General features: G+C 59.8%; 14 protein-coding genes and 1 pseudogene. 2 read left to right on the forward strand and 13 right to left on the reverse strand.

What is annotated here, in order from left to right:
- Positions 1 to 47: 47 nt before the first annotated feature.
- The 5 genes and pseudogenes from MBENS4_RS27525 to MBENS4_RS04025 form a co-directional block, all read right to left on the reverse strand.
- A pseudogene (locus MBENS4_RS27525) lies at positions 48 to 125 on the reverse strand (AAA family ATPase); the annotation flags it as partial.
- 253 nt (positions 126 to 378) lie between these two features.
- The gene (locus tag MBENS4_RS04010) at positions 379 to 1,236 is read right to left on the reverse strand and encodes a replication initiator protein A (RefSeq protein ID WP_039388929.1); all 858 of its coding nucleotides are present in this window, start codon (positions 1,234 to 1,236) and stop codon (positions 379 to 381) included.
- Positions 1,237 to 1,262: 26 nt separating this feature from the next.
- Positions 1,263 to 1,544, reverse strand: a complete 282-nt coding sequence (locus MBENS4_RS04015; protein ID WP_039391709.1) for a helix-turn-helix transcriptional regulator — start codon at positions 1,542 to 1,544, stop codon at positions 1,263 to 1,265.
- A gap of 83 nt (positions 1,545 to 1,627) precedes the next feature.
- Positions 1,628 to 2,407, reverse strand: a complete 780-nt coding sequence (locus tag MBENS4_RS04020) for a DUF2285 domain-containing protein (RefSeq protein ID WP_039388930.1) — start codon at positions 2,405 to 2,407, stop codon at positions 1,628 to 1,630.
- A gap of 343 nt (positions 2,408 to 2,750) precedes the next feature.
- On the reverse strand, positions 2,751 to 3,098 hold the full coding sequence (locus tag MBENS4_RS04025; RefSeq protein WP_039388932.1) for a DUF2958 domain-containing protein: 348 nt from the start codon (positions 3,096 to 3,098) through the stop codon (positions 2,751 to 2,753).
- A gap of 215 nt (positions 3,099 to 3,313) precedes the next feature.
- On the opposite strand from MBENS4_RS04025, the gene MBENS4_RS04030 reads away from it, so the two are divergent.
- Entirely contained in the window at positions 3,314 to 3,607 is a 294-nt protein-coding gene (locus tag MBENS4_RS04030) for a helix-turn-helix domain-containing protein (protein ID WP_011516230.1), read from the forward strand.
- 132 nt (positions 3,608 to 3,739) lie between these two features.
- On the opposite strand, the gene MBENS4_RS04035 is transcribed toward MBENS4_RS04030, so the two are convergent.
- From MBENS4_RS04035 to MBENS4_RS04060, 7 genes are all read right to left on the reverse strand, one after another.
- The gene (locus tag MBENS4_RS04035) at positions 3,740 to 4,834 is read right to left on the reverse strand and encodes a DUF3800 domain-containing protein (protein WP_039388936.1); all 1,095 of its coding nucleotides are present in this window, start codon (positions 4,832 to 4,834) and stop codon (positions 3,740 to 3,742) included.
- Positions 4,835 to 5,355: 521 nt separating this feature from the next.
- Positions 5,356 to 5,670 (reverse strand): DUF736 domain-containing protein, encoded by a 315-nt coding sequence (locus MBENS4_RS04040; protein ID WP_039391711.1) that lies wholly within the window; start codon positions 5,668 to 5,670, stop codon positions 5,356 to 5,358.
- An 846-nt stretch (positions 5,671 to 6,516) separates the two neighbouring features.
- Entirely contained in the window at positions 6,517 to 7,218 is a 702-nt protein-coding gene (locus MBENS4_RS26060) for a TIR domain-containing protein (protein ID WP_223148854.1), read from the reverse strand.
- An 11-nt stretch (positions 7,219 to 7,229) separates the two neighbouring features.
- On the reverse strand, positions 7,230 to 7,823 hold the full coding sequence (locus MBENS4_RS24575; protein ID WP_225247913.1) for a DUF2321 domain-containing protein: 594 nt from the start codon (positions 7,821 to 7,823) through the stop codon (positions 7,230 to 7,232).
- A 67-nt stretch (positions 7,824 to 7,890) separates the two neighbouring features.
- Positions 7,891 to 8,100 (reverse strand): hypothetical protein, encoded by a 210-nt coding sequence (locus MBENS4_RS04050; protein WP_039388937.1) that lies wholly within the window; start codon positions 8,098 to 8,100, stop codon positions 7,891 to 7,893.
- Between the two features lie 61 nt (positions 8,101 to 8,161).
- The gene (locus MBENS4_RS04055) at positions 8,162 to 10,222 is read right to left on the reverse strand and encodes a ParB/RepB/Spo0J family partition protein (RefSeq protein ID WP_039388938.1); all 2,061 of its coding nucleotides are present in this window, start codon (positions 10,220 to 10,222) and stop codon (positions 8,162 to 8,164) included.
- A 64-nt stretch (positions 10,223 to 10,286) separates the two neighbouring features.
- Positions 10,287 to 11,111 (reverse strand): DUF932 domain-containing protein, encoded by an 825-nt coding sequence (locus MBENS4_RS04060; RefSeq protein ID WP_039388939.1) that lies wholly within the window; start codon positions 11,109 to 11,111, stop codon positions 10,287 to 10,289.
- A gap of 539 nt (positions 11,112 to 11,650) precedes the next feature.
- Between MBENS4_RS04060 and MBENS4_RS04065 the strand changes: the two genes are divergently transcribed.
- Positions 11,651 to 13,954: an ATP-binding protein gene (locus MBENS4_RS04065; protein WP_039388940.1), complete on the forward strand. Its 2,304-nt coding sequence runs from the start codon at positions 11,651 to 11,653 to the stop codon at positions 13,952 to 13,954.
- Between the two features lie 91 nt (positions 13,955 to 14,045).
- Here MBENS4_RS04065 and radC read toward each other — a convergent pair whose 3' ends face one another.
- The gene (gene radC, locus MBENS4_RS04070; RefSeq protein ID WP_039388941.1) at positions 14,046 to 14,555 is read right to left on the reverse strand and encodes a RadC family protein; all 510 of its coding nucleotides are present in this window, start codon (positions 14,553 to 14,555) and stop codon (positions 14,046 to 14,048) included.
- Between the last annotated feature and the right edge of the window lie 141 nt (positions 14,556 to 14,696).

The following is a 14,696-nucleotide window of genomic DNA, read 5'->3' on the forward strand; positions in this document are numbered from 1 at the left end:
ATGAACTGCGGGTCGGCGTCCAGTAGCACGACGTGCTGGCCGCGCATCGCCAGTTCGCCGGCGATGTGCGTGGCGAGCGTGGTCTTGCCCACGCCGCCTTTCTGGTTGAGCAGAGCGACGATCATGGCCTGGCCCTCCGCGTTGGAAAGCCCGGCTGTTGCCGCTGCGTTTGCGGCCGCGTGGTGGTTGTCCACCGCAGCGGCGTTTCCCTACTAAAAGTTAGAGAAATTAAGTTAGGGAAGTTAGAGGGCGAGGAAACCCAGCGCTGGCGCGGGTTTGCGGCCGATCTGCACGCCTGATAGCACGATAGTCCCACGCCTGATAGCACGATACCCCGCACGCCTGATAGCACGACACCATCCACAGGCTTTTCCGAAGTTATCCCCGTGCCGTATGCGGCACGGGCCGGAAGGTCAGCAGCTCCATGCCGTTGTCCGGCATTCGCTCGATGCCCAGGACGTAGCCGGGCAGCGACTGCCGCGCGACCAGCGCGCGCAGGTCGCAGGCGAAGTCGTAGGGCTTGGCGGTACTGCCCGATTTCTGGTGCAGGTAGCGAAAGTCGAACTGCCAGCCGTATTCCTGCTTGCCGCCGTGCTTGCGCACCAGCCGGTACAGCCAGCGCTCGATGCCGCCCGTGAGCCGGAAATACGCCGGGTCGATGGTCAGCACCAGGGCGGCGTCGAGCACGCCGGCATAGAACCAGTCCGGCAGGATCAGCTCGATGCCCAGCGGCGTGCCGCTGGCATCGGCCAGTTCCTTCCATTCGTTGATCCACGAAAACCGATGCAAGCGTCGTCCGCTCGTCTCGCGGATGGACGTGGCCACCGTGGTTGATTGCAAGCGATCCAGCGCGGCTTTGAGGCGCTGGTAGTCGCGCAGCGACTTGCCGCGCCCGATGAAGCGCAGGATCTCGTAGGGCGTGGCGCGCATCAGCCGTGAGGGCCGCAGGCCCGCGTCCTTCGCCTCCACGATCTGCGAGGCCGCCCATATCAGCACGTCCGAATCCCAGATCGTGGCGATGCCGTGTTCCTGCGTGCCCTCCACGCGGATCGTCACGTTGCCTGCACGGAAGTCGATGGGCTTGACCCGCTTGGACTTGCCGAGCGAGAAGAACGGATAGGCCATCAAGTCCTGGCTGTCGCGCGGCGCCATGTCGCCCGGCAAGGCGCGGAACAGGTCGAGCTGTTCGCGTTCTTGCAACGGCCGCTGCCGCATGGGCAGCGCAGTGCTGGACATGGCGATGGCCTGCCGCGCGCCGCCGATCAGCGCGCACGACTGTCGGCCGAGTGGTGCTCGGCGTATTCGGGATCGGAGGTCGTCTCGAAGCTGCGGTCGGCCGCCCAGGCATCGAGGTCGGCCACGGCGTACATGACGCGCCGGCCGAACTTGCGAAACTTGGGGCCGCCGCCGATCACGCGCTGCTTCTCCAGCGTGCGCGGCGACAGGCGCAGGTAGTCGGCGGCTTCGTCGTTGGTGAGATAGCGCTGCGGCTGCGCAGCGGGAGTCGAGACAGTAGCGGCAGGCCGCAAGGGAGCAGGACGCATGGTGAACACCTCCATAGCTTTCAAAGCTCCGGCCACACAGCGCAACCGGATGGAGGCAGTCTCAGAAAACGCGGCCCGCGTGCTCAGGGTCGTTTTGCGTCGCCTTCAAAACGACCCTTCTCAAGCGGTGAAAGCTGTGCTAAGCGGCGATAGCCGCCGCGCATCAACGCATCGCCGCGCCGCACCAGGCGGCGCACCTTGGAGCGCAGGCCGCCGTCGCTGTACCAATCGGCCACGGCGTCGGCACCGAACAGCCCTTCGCCGACCTCGCGCAAGGATGCGCCCGCCAGGGTCGCGTCGAGCGCCTGCAAGGTATGCAGCTCCAGCAGTGCAGCGGGTGGTGGCCTGGGCATGGCATGGGCCAGGGCGGCATCCAGCACGGGCACATGACCACAGGCAGGCGCGGCAGCGCCGCCGCGATGGGCATGTGCGACCGCCATGCCGTCTTCAAGGCTTGGAGCGAGCGCGAAGCGCGCGCAATGGCCGGGGCTGCGCGCGATCAGCGTCAGTCCCTTGCCGTCGTGCAGCAGTTGCTTGTGTCCGGGTATGCGCCAGAACGCGAAGACGGCCGCATCCGGCGGTGGATCGGCATCGGGATGGAGCTGCACCACGGCCGTATGGCCGGGCAGCCAGGCCGGATGCGCGTCGCGCGCATCCAGCGCCGGGTCTTCCAGCAGGCGCAAGCCCCAGCGATGCGCCGCCTGCTGTGCGGCCTGTGGCCGGCGATGGTGGCGCAGCCAGTCAAGCCGGTAGTCGGGATGCCTGCGCAGGTACTCCCAGGCCAGCGCCAGCGCATCCAGCCACAGGATGTAGAGGTAGGCGGCAGTGGGATACCAGTGCGCAACATGATGAGGCTGGATCATGGCGAAAGCTCCTGTCGAACCGCAGGAACGCCGCCACGGGCAGATCAAAACGGAGCTACCGCATCCAGATCAAAACCATCATTTGCATCAATTCAAAGCTGTAACATGCGGTGTCAAGACCGATTGGCTCCGGTGTATTGCGAATCCCGTCCGAATGCGACGGCCGCCTGACCTCAAAACGTCGCGCGGCATAAAACACCGTGCCCGAACCCGCATCAGAGATCGTGACTGATTCGGTCATGCCAGCACGGTTTTGGTGCAAGAGTGCGAATTCAGACCGGACAGGTCTGGAGTAAGACGGAAATAGTCTCAATACGCCTCGCTTGTCCGCAGGGCGAATCGCTCAATCGAGGACGGAACCGTTCTCCTGGGCCAGCCGCAGATATTCCGACAGCGGGCGTGCCGCCTGGAAATACCGATCACGCATCACGGGCTGCTTGCGCGGCCCGACGATGGACTCCAGATCGGACAGCTTCACGGTGCCCAGCTCAGGCATACCGATCCCCAGGTCGATCAGGCCGAAGGCCGTATCGGCATCAACGGGATCGAGCGCGGTCAGCAGCCAGATGGCGTGCGCGTCGGGGGTGAACAGCCGCACGACGGGTAACGGGTCGATGGCCTCGCCACCGGCACGGGCCCGGCCGTGGGCCAGCAACTGCCTGCGCTCGTCCTCGGTGATGAGTCGGTTCATGGGCGGCCCCTTCTTGGAACAAATCCGCCGAAACGTGAAAGCGTAAAGCCATCTCGGCGGATTTGGAGATATGCACGGATGCGGCTTTGCGCTTTTGTGGGAAGCCGCAAAAGCGGATTTCCGTAAAAACGTAGAACCACAAAAAAGGATCGAATCGTATGAATGAGTTAAAGATAACGTGGTTTTAATTGTGCTGCGAATTGACGCTTCTGTCTATGCAGAAGCGCACCGTCCAGCGCGGCCGACCGGCCGGCTCCACCACCCATGACGCCGAGTTGGCTCACGCCTTCGGCGCAGCGGTGCGTGCGCTGCGGATGGAGCGCGGCATCGCGCAGGAATCGCTGGCGCACCAGGCCGGGATCGAGCGTTCCCACATGGGCAAGATCGAGCGCGGCGAGCACATGCCCACGCTGGCGATCATCTTCAAGATCGCCGGCGCGCTCGAATGCAGCACGGCGGTGCTGATGAGCGAGGCTGAAAGCCAGCTCGCAGCAGCGGCCCAGCCGTAGGCGACGGCCCAGCCGATCCGGCGCCGCCGGTTCGGGGAGTTCAGGGGCGCCAAGCCACGCGCGGCGGGGATAGCCCGCAGGGCTTTCCCTGGAGGCAAGCGAAGCGCGCCGCGTCGCAGTCGCAGAGGGAGGTCAGTACCCAGCCACCCCAAATAGCTGGTGTGCCATTTTATGAGGGCCTACTACGTTGATTCCTATCCCCCTATCTCTATCGCTGTGATGCAAAAGTAGATCGACCGCCTCGTCAAGAACCTGTGTATCACCTTCTTCTTGCAAATGTGCTTGGTACCAGCGCATTGATAGACCCGCCACTATATCGGAGAGTTGAATTCCTGTGCTTTCTGGTGATGCCTTAAAAAACAAATCAGCCATTTGCTGAAAGTTATAGTCTGAATAAGGCAATTTGAATTGTGCGGGGTCTACCTTAGCGTTCTCAGCCTGGAATTTGGCTTCGGCGATGATTTCATCGAAGTGGGCTTGCTCATCATGGAAAATTCGACATCCCTCCAAACTCCCAGACAAGTAAAGATTCATTCTGGCATAAATGTTGGTGAAAGATGAGAAATTCGGAAGCAGCCAAATCTCTTGGTCGCGCTTGCCGATGTCCGGGAGAGGCAAGAACCGTCTATGGGCTTTGTCTCCCTCTTTCTCAATCATGATGCGGAAGTCATCTTTGCTTTCTTCCACCTGCGAGGCGATGCCCTGCGCAACTTCATGGGAATGTTGGCTTACACAATCTTTGAGAAGATCGAAGTAGGTGCCAATCTTTTCATTTGATGGATTGTTCATGCATTGAACGAACTCATAAACCACATCGCTGGGAACTCGGTAATAAATGTAATCGGCAAAGATGTTTTTCATCCAAACGGTATCTTGTGATTCTGGAGTATTGAAATACGGAGGCCAGATGAAGCCGTTGGTAATGCTTACAGCCAGTTGGTACTTTTTGTCTACAATCTCAATGAAGAATGGGAAGTCGCTCTTCACCAAGAGATTGATGGCATCAAGAGCGAAGTCAGGCTTGCGCCTCAGAATTTTGCTGAGTTTAAGTTCGTTGGCCTGAATTTTGTGCTTCTGCCTTAAGGCGGCAAGCTCTGCTACAAGGCTGCTCTCATTAGAAATTCCCACTGCTGCCAAACTGAAAACAGCTTGCCCACCGAAATCAAGCGCTGCGCTAGTTCGCGCAAGATCCCCGGTATTGCCACTCTCGTCTATGTAGAAATCCATATCTCCCCCATCACAACGGAAAATTACAAATGAATGCCAATAGACTTGCGCAGCTTACGTGCTGCGAGAAGTCTAATGGAGACGTAGAAAGAGCCAAACCTCCGAGGGAAGCCAAAGGAGGTAAATAAGTTCCACATGATGCCTGAGGGGGCCGATTTCTTTGGCCTGCCCAATCGCTTCTGGTCAACGCCACCGGTTCGGGGCATTCAGGGGCGTCGAGCTACGCCCGGCGGGGATAGCGTTCCGGGCTTTCCCCCAGAGGGCAAGCGAAGCGCGCAGTGCTGCAGGCGCGAAGGCGTGAGGGATTGGAGCCGGATGGCCGTGACGGCGAAGTCGGCACGGGGCGCAGCCCGCAAAGCCCGGCGGTGCGACGCACCGACACGCCCGGCCGTTCTTGCAGCCTCAGTCCCAACGCATACGGAAGCGACTCGATACGGCGCAGCCCAGGCGATGGTGCTGCCTCCATACAGTGCCGCGAAAGCAGCACTGCGCCCCGCCGCGTGGGCGGGGCGCGGCGGCGGTCACGCCGCCTGGAGCTTGCTGCGCGACCAGATCAGGTCGTGCGTGCCGTTTTCGCCTTCGATCAGGCGGGCATAGACCGTGGCCGGGAACGAAGGATCGTCGAGGGTCACGGAGATGTATTCCCGCCCGGCCTCGCTGATCTTCTTCCACGCCGCGCCGATGTCGTGGCCGGCCGCCTGCAGGCGGAAGTCCGGGGCCTTCTCGTTGTCCCCCTTATCGTTGGGCATCAGCTTGACCTTGACGTTGAGCGTCAGGGTGCGAAGCGTGCCGGTGAAGCCGTCTTTGTCTGCGGTGAAGGTGCCGATGTTGGCCATGATGATTTCTCCTATCGGTGGAACAAGGTTCGCGCCCATCGCGTCCTTGTTGTGATCCGGCCGGCGGGGGACGGGCTGGCTGCACCGCTGGCGGCCGCAACGTAGTGGAGGGCCGGGAGGCGAAAAGAATTTGTCCCGCGAGGAATGCGCCGAACGCAGTGACAAAGCAGGGGAAATTGTTTTCGCCGGACGGTTGCAGCCATGAAGCCCGAGGCGCAGCCGTGCCACCGCCAGGATTCACAACAACACAAGGACGCCTTGGGCCGAACCACCCCCCATCCGAAAGGAGACAGGGCCGACTCGGTATCCCCGCCCGAAGGCTGCACCGGCTCGCCCCTGACGCGGGCCAGGTCAACCACCCGACGACAGGCGAGAACGCACCCGCCGCACCGTGCGGCGCCGGTCTATAGGCGTGCTGTGGAAGCGCCATAGCGATGCCGGGCGGGTTGTCTGTGAACCGTCCTTCGTGACGTGATGGGCAGGAACCGCCAGCGTTGAGGACGGCACGTATCCGCACAACCTGCCGCAGCAAGCTCCAGCGCGTTCGCCAGCGGCCCGGCCATCCGGCGCAGCCGGTTCGGCGGCATCGAGGGGCGCCAAGCTGCGCGCGGCGGGGATAGCCCGCAGGGCTTCCCCTGGAGGCAAGCGCAGCGCCACAGGCGCGGAGGCGTAAGGGATTGGAGCCGAATGGCCGTGACGGCAAAGGCGGCACGGGGCGCAGTCTGAAAGCACGGCGGCGCTTTGCGCCGTCACGCTCAAAAGTCTAAATGCACAACGAGGAGTTCATTCGGGGAAATGGCAGGTAATATTTACCCCCATTTTTGAATGGATTTCATTTGCCGATAACTACAGATTCGCCAATGAAATGGGATAACCCTGGGCCGCCATTTCCTTTGCCAGAAGCGGCCCTGCATCTTTTTGCAGATTGTCCTTGAACGGGATATAGAGCAACCCTTGGATGTCGGATGGGCGCTCCATATTGTCTTGTTGCTTCATGAGAATGGCAACGTTCTTGCGGCCGAGCAGCGTGAGCATCATGCCCAATTCCATCACAACGTTTTGGCGCGCACGGAACGCCTTTTCGTCTTCGTGACCAGCACGGTAGCCCTCGTCATCAGGCGTGGCCAGCACCACAGCAAAATTTACCTCTGCCGTGTACTTTTCCAATTTCTCGATGATGGTCTGCCCTTCCGAAGGAAGTTGATCCAAGATCAACGGCTCAAGCCTCCAGCGGCGCAGCATCGCTTCAAGCTCGGTTCGAGCAGCATTATCGTGTCCATAAACCACGAACACCTTGCTGAGCATTGGCTTAGCAGCGGCACCATTCTGTGGAGCTGCTGCCGCAGCCTGCGCAGGTTGTACGCCAAGGCAAGCCTTTACTGCCTCTTGGTTTTTGCCCTGAACATTGAAATTACCGGTGTGGTAGCTATTGACGATTGCACCATTTTGCAAACGAAGCTGTGTGCCAGTGCCGTTCGCAAGTGCTGTCTCATTCGCAATCTGAAGATTACCGGCCTGTAGGCAAGCTTTAATTTCGTCGAGAGTCATCGCCATTCCTTCTAAGCTCCCCAAATCGCTTTTTTCGCAGCTTCGCTGAGTACATCAACAACAATGTCGCGCACACCAGATGCAACCGAAGTGCCAACCTTCGTCATCACCTTCTTGAATCGAAGGGATGCAACTTGAGTTTTGGGACTGTCTTTGGTCAATTCCGTCAAATCAGTACGGAACTGCTGGACTTCTTCTGGCGACAGCTCTGCGCCTGCTTCCACTAGCTCAACAGCGCCAGCAATCTTGCGTTCAGTCCAAGGGAATCGGCCACCGCAGTTGTAGCAGAACGAGGGGGGCTCGTAATCACCCCCAAAGCCAAAAACGCCTTCAACGTAGTAATCGCCGCGAATGGATGCGCTGCACGAAGGACACTGCAGGATGGTCGCTTCGCCGCACTTAGAGCAGAACGCCTCTCGAAGCTCGGGATTCTGATCAGCGGCTGTTGTTGCGACATGCCCATTAGGGCAAACTTGTGCGACCCGATATGTCCCCATTGCGCTCCCTTGTTGATTTATGCCGATAGATACGACGTTGGTCAATTCAAGGCATTTTAAAGCAGCAGCGTGAAAATTGAAGGCGTGGACGTCACCGGGCGCGGCCACTGCCGCGCCCGGATTTTGCGTCCACCGCGCCCAGGACGGAACGGCCTGGGCGCGGTGCTGATCGCGGTTATTCCTTCGTCTCGATGATCCACCACACGGCACGCGGCAAGGCGCGGCCTGTGATGGGGTGAATGTCGGTGAGGTCGGCGCGGGCCGCCCAGCCCAGGGGCGGGCGATAGCCGCGCACGTCGCCATCGCCGTGCCAGCGGCGGGCGCGCACCGTGCCGGGGGCGTAGATTGCAGCCATGCGCGGGCGGCGGGTGGTGGTGCGGGTCATAGGCGGTTCTCCTTCCAGCGAAGCGCCCCAGTCAAGGCCGGGGCGCTTCCTTCGGCGCGGGTCAAGCGGCCAGCGCCTCGGCGGGTTCATCCGCCATTGCTTCGGCATCCGCCGGTGCGTCCCGCTGCGGGCCTTCCTCCTGCGCGGCATCTTGTGGGCCTGCGATCTTGAAGATCGCAGGCATCCACCCCGTGCCATCCGCCAGCCGTTCGGCTTCGCTGGCAATGTCGGCCTTCTTCAATTTCGCCAGCCGGGAAACCTGCTCGGGCGCGTACTCGCCCACGGCTTGCAGAATCGCGGCCTTCGGCACATGCCGGAAATAACCGTCATTGGTGGGCTGCCACCATGCGGCCATGTCCAACCCCACGGCCTGCGCGAGTTCTGCGCCCGGTTGCTGCGGCGTGGCGCGGGGCGTCACCACATCCACCGTGGAAGCCACGCACACGGCCAGCAGTCGCACCAGTTCGTCTTGCGGCTTCGCCAGCAGCGCGGCGAACAGTTCGGCGCTGTCCTGCGGCAAGGCTTCGTCCGCCACCTGTTGCAGTTCGCGCAGCGCCACGACGGCGGGCGATTCCGGCCAGTCCGGGGCCATGCCTTCCAGCCGGTCTTGCACTTTCAGGCTCACGCCCAGGGGGAAGTCGTGGCCGTAGTAACGTTCCTGCAAGACGGTCTGCACCATGCCATGCACCACAGCAGCCAGTGCGGCTTGCGGATGCCGGGCGACTTCGATTTGCAGCGCGGCGGTGCGGTGGGCGCTCAAGCGTTGCGCCAACCGGTCGGACATGGCGGCGGTCTTGGGTGCGTCGTCGGCTTCCTCGTCTTCGTCGCTCCCGGCTTCGCCTTCGCTGTCGAAACCTTGGCGCAGCCGTTCCAACGTCCGTAGCGCCTTCGCCTCGGCCTCGCGCATCAGGCCGCGATGAATCACGGCCTCGCCGTTGCGGTCGATGGTGATGATGGCACCGGCTGCGGCCTTCACGTTCGGGCCGTAGCCTTGCAAGCCATCTTCCAGCGCCTGCAACTGCTCGCCCAGGGCTTCGCCTTCCTCCTGCAAGGCGTCGGCCTTATCCTCGTCGTCGGCATCCATCGCCGCATCCACGGCTTCGCCGATGGCTTGCATCTTCTCTTGCAGCTTTTCGATGCGCTGCGCTTCGCGCTTGTTCGGCTCGCGCCGTTCCCTCGGCGCACGCTGGAAGGCGTGCAGGTCGGCATGGGTGACGCCCGGCGTGGCATCCACCCAAGCCCAGCCCTCGGCGCGAACCGTGGCGGCGATGCCCGCCAGCCGGTCTTGCGCCAGCCGTTCCAGCAGCGCGGCGTCGGTCAGATACACGCCCGCGTCCCCCTCCGCGAACAGGTCACGGCGCACGCCGCCGCCTGCGGCCTCGTAGGTGTCCAGCCCGACGAAACGCACCAGTGGATGCCGGTAGGCGTCGATTTCGCGCTCGGTGAGACGGTCGCGCAGCGCGGACGGCTGGCGCTGCCATGTCGGTGCATCGTAGAAGGCGTTTTCCTGCGCGGCGTGGTCGTCAGTGATGGACAAGGCCATCAACTGATCGAGCGTGACGGCATCGGCGCGATAGTCGCCCATCAGGCGCGGCGAGACGTTCGCCAGCTTCAAGCGGCGCTGCACCACCAGCGGCGTGACGGAGAAATCCGCCGCAATGTCCTCAATTGGTCGGCCTTCTGCCACCAGCGCCGCGAAAGCCTCGAACTGGTCTGCGGGGTGCATCGCCTCGCGCTGCACGTTCTCGGTGAGGCTGGCGGTGCGGGCCGTGCCATCGGCCACTTGCAGGCAAGGCACCTCCCATTCCTTGCTGATGCGGTGCTTTTTCGCCAGCAGCTTCAACGCTGCGAGGCGACGGCCACCGGCCACGACTTCGTAATGCTCGCTACCTTCTCCATGTCGGGCGGATGCAATCACGATCAGGTTTTGCAGCAGACCCACGCGCTGGATGCTTGCGGCCAGTTCGGGGATGGACATGCGCGGGGTCTTGCGCACGTTGCGGCCCGTAGGGCGCGACACCAGCCGCGACAGCGGAACCAGAATCAGGTTCTTGGTCGGGTCGGCGGCTTCCAGCGCGGGGGCTTGGATGGCGCGGGCTTCGGTAGTGGTAACGGCGTTCATGGTGTATCTCCAATCGAATGAAACAAGGAATGGAGGGGAAACCGCCCCTCCTACGGGGGACGGGTCAGGCTTTCAACTGGCGCAGGCCATCGGCCAGCATCCACAAAGCGCGATTGAGGCGCACATCGGAATCAATGCCCTGTATCGGGCGGGTCTGCTGGCGGCGTCCGTTGGCGCTGCGGCCATGCAATCCGCCTTTGGTCAGGTTTTCTTGGGTGCGGTTGAACACGCTCCACAGATCGGGGCGGCGATCTTCAAACCGGCGCGGCATCAGAATCTGGCTTTCGGTGATGGGCGCAGGCTTGTTCGGGTCGTCGTACTTGAGCGTCAACGCGGCGCGGGCGAACACTTCGGCCTCGCCGTCGTCAAGCGTGATGGCGCGCATGGCATCGCGGGAATCGCGCACACGGTCGAAACCGCGCAGCACCTCGAAAGCGCCTTCGATGACTTGGCCCGCCACGTCGCCTTTGTGGGGGACGCGCACGTCCGCCACGGTGTCGCCGCACACAAGGCCATTGCTGCAAACAAATCGGAACTGGCCTGCCAGCATCTGGTAGCTGCTCGTGCCGTCGTGCGAGTTCAGCAGGATGATTTCATTGGCCTCCGTGCCGTTGATCTGGCTGGTATGGCGCAGGCGCAGCATGTGTTTCGTGTGCTCGCGCTTGCCTTCATCGCGCACGCGGGTTTGCGTCACCATGAAAGGCTGAAACCCTTCCTTGCGAAGCTCGGTCAGAACCGCCGCCGTGGGGATATAGGCGTATCGCTGCGAACGGCTCTCGTGCGGGGCATCCGCGAAGATGGACGGCGCTACCCGGTGAATCTGGTCATCGGACAGCGGGGTGTCGCTGCGCAGTGCGGGGGAATGGGAAGCGAAACGGTTTGCAAGCATGTCGTTCTCCTGACTTGGCTGTTGAAGAAAGCGCACACCGGATTCCTAGATTCAGAGCCCAGCCTTTCGGCTGTTCGGTGCGGTCGGCACGAGGAACCCGGTTGGCCCTGTTGCCACCGTCTTTCCTGAGTTCATCGCCCGCGACGGTCAGGAGCGCGCGGACGGGGGCCGTCAAGGAGACAAGCGCAGGGTTGGTGCGGCCCGCAGGCGCAGCCGAGGACACGGCCCTGCGCGCCTTGACGGCACACGGGCGCGGGCTACAGTCGCGGACAAGGTGATGAAGTCAGGGGAGACGGCTGGACATGGCAACGGCCCTCCCACACGCCGACCGCACGGCAAGCGAAGCGCGCAGGCCCGAAGCTGGAAGCCGGGCCGGAGGCGTCAGCGATGCGAAAGGCTGGCAAAGCCAGTCCCGCCAGGGATGAGCGACTAGCGAACCTGGAGCAGCGCGATCCGCGAAGCGGAGACGCAAAAGAACTCTTCGTTTATTATTTGTTTTGCAAGCAAATGTTGCTAAAGCAAGAACACGGGGGCTAAAAGTGATCGTCTGCATTAACCGTCTCAAGCAGTTCGGCATCTTCAGCGACTTCAATGGAACGAAGATCCAGAAGTTCGGCCGGTACAACCTTGTCTATGGCTGGAACGGAACAGGCAAGTCAACCCTATCGAATCTATTCTCTTGCTTTGAGCTTCGCTCGATGGTTCCTCGCTTCAGTGCGGGCCAGTTTTCAGTCGTTTTGGAGGACGGCTCCACGATCACGGAAACCACACTCCCTTCATCCCAATTAAATATCCATGTCTTCAATCAACGCTTTGTGCATGAGAACATTGATTGGGACAAATCCGTAAAAAGCATCCTTCTCATTGCGAAAGAGAAGATTGACGACTTGCAGAAACTGGAGAAGCTAAAAGGCGAGCTTCAATCGAAAAAGAAAGCTCACGACGAAAAGCAAAGTGACATCAAGAAGCAGCGTGAAGCATTGGATAAATTTCTGACCAATGCTGCCAAGAAAATGAAGCTAGGACTTCAGGCGATTGATACGAGCGATAGCTACTACTTGAATTATGATCGCCGAAAGCTCTCTAATTTCATTCAGAGTAATGGCGATGCCATTATTAAGCCTGACTCGGTTCTTCCAGATGAAAAGGTCATCGACCTTACGAATGCCGCCAAGCCAGATCAGCTTCCAAGCATCACTTTCGCCTCAACGGCCATTGAGCCGGACTACTTTAAGAAGGCGGCAGGTCGCATCAGAGACTTGATTGGAACTACAGCAGTCAATCAAGCTATCCAGCGGCTGACTGATAATCCGGACATTCGTGACTGGGTTCAAACAGGCTTGGAAATTCATAAGAACCATGATTCGCAATCCTGCGAGTTCTGCGGCTCTCCATTCACCCAGCTTCGTGCCGAGGCACTTGCCGCTCACTTCAGCAAAGAGTTCACGGATTTTCAAAGCCGGCTTCAGAGCGCCGCGACTTGGATTGAATCTCAAGGTGCTCCAGCCAATCAGTTGCCCGCAGCGACGGAGTTTTATAAAGAGCTATCGGCTGACGCAGATAAGCTCCAGAAAGAATACACATCTGCTGCTGAGAAGATCAACCAGCAAATAGACGGATGGCGGCAAGCTCTGAAAGCCAAAATTACAGACCCCGCAAAGACAGACATTCAGATTTCGGATGTGGTTGAAGAGGATGTCACGAATTTCAATGAGATCCTAAAGTCGATCGTTGCGCTCGTCGGAAAGCACAACAATAAGACTTCAAACTTCAAATCTGAGACATCCAAAAGCAAGGTGGCACTGGAACTTCACTTTGCTGCGGCTGAGGTGCAAGAATTTGACTATGCTGGAAGTGAGAAGAAATGCAATGACCTTGAGGCTGAAGCAAAGAATGACTACAAGGAAATTGAAAAACTTGGTCAAGAGGTCGGAGCAATAGAGGCGCTGCTCTCAAATGAGACGGTTGGGGCGAAGGAGTTCAATGACATCCTGCATCGTTTCATCGGTCGCTCTGAGCTTTGCCTGAGCTTTAATCAAAAGAAAAAAGGCTATGAGATCATCAGAAACGGAGTGGGTGAGCATGATGGGAATTTGAGCGAAGGTGAGAAGACTGCGATTGCATTCGTCTACTTCATCACGAAGCTCAAAGAAAACGGAAACAACATCAAGGACACGATTGTGGTTGTTGATGATCCCGTCTCAAGCTTTGACTCAAATCACTTGTTTCATGCCTATTCGTTCCTGAGAACTCAATGCACTGAAGCCAAGCAACTTTTTGTGCTGACTCATAATTTCACCTACTTCAAGCTAGTGAGAGACTGGTTCACTGGAACGAACAGGAACAGGATTGCCAAAGGAAAAGCTGAGAATTGTTTCTTCTATCGACTGGATGCGCCTCCTGGTTCACCCCGCCATTCGCTGCTTGTTGATGCCGATGATTCTCTGAAAAATTACGGTTCTGAGTATCACTACATCTTCAAAAAGCTCTATGAATACAGGGCGCATACGATCCTTAATAGAGATGAAGCCTTTTTGACTGCGAACCTCGCTCGCAAGCTCATTGAATCGTTCTTTACCTTCAAATATCCCAGGCGGAGAAGCGACATCAGTCAACTGATGGATGTTGGTCTGAAAGACTGCGCCATCACAACGCCGGAACTCAAGGAAAAAATATATCGCTTTATCAACAAATACTCGCATAGCGATGTAATTGAAATAACCGAGGAATCGGCAGAAAACTTGGCTGGCGAAAGCCATAGCGTCATCGGACACATCTTTCAGTGGTTTGAAGAAGTGGACAAGAAGCATTACGACGAAATGATTCAGGTTGTGACTTCTTGAGCATTAACTTCAGAACGAAGGCACGGACAGGCAAGGGCCGCGCGCAGGCCCTGCCAGCAGGCGCAGCAAAAAGGGGCCGAAGCCCCTTGAGCTAGATCAGCCCACGCTCGGCGAACGATGCCGTTGCGTTGCCGGCGACGATGACGTGATCGAGTACGCGCACGTCCACAAGCCCCAGCGCTTCCCTGAGCCGCTGGGTCAGCGCTTGGTCTGCCGCACTCGGCTCGGGATTACCGCTCGGATGATTGTGCGAAACGATGACCGCGGCCGCGTTGTGCCGCAGGGCTGCCTTGACCACCTCGCGCGGATGCACTTCGGCCGAGTCGATGGTGCCCTGGAACATCTCGGCATACTCGATCAGGCGATGCCGTGTATCGAGGAACAGCACGGCGAACACTTCATGCTCGAAGCCACCCAACTTGGTGCACAGGTACTCCTTGACCGCCGCCGGCGAAGTGAACGATGCACCGCGCTGCATCTTGTGCTCGATGGCCTGGCGCGCAGCGTCCAGAATCTGGTCGGCCGTCGCCGGCTGGTAGTGACCCTTCGCATCGCGCACCATCAGCGAGGCATCGAACGAGGAAAAGGAAAATTGCGACATGAGCGTGCTCCGGTTGCACGGGCGGAATTGCCCGGAACCGTCGCCAGCACGGCGCAGCGCAAGCAGTCAGGGGTCGCAGACGGCCGCCAGGACGCAAGCGCGCATGGCGCGCGCTGCCCTTGACGGCGAGAACGCCGTGAT

This window comes from Novosphingobium sp. MBES04 (assembly GCF_000813185.1).
Classification (GTDB): Bacteria; Pseudomonadota; Alphaproteobacteria; order Sphingomonadales; family Sphingomonadaceae; genus Novosphingobium; species Novosphingobium decolorationis.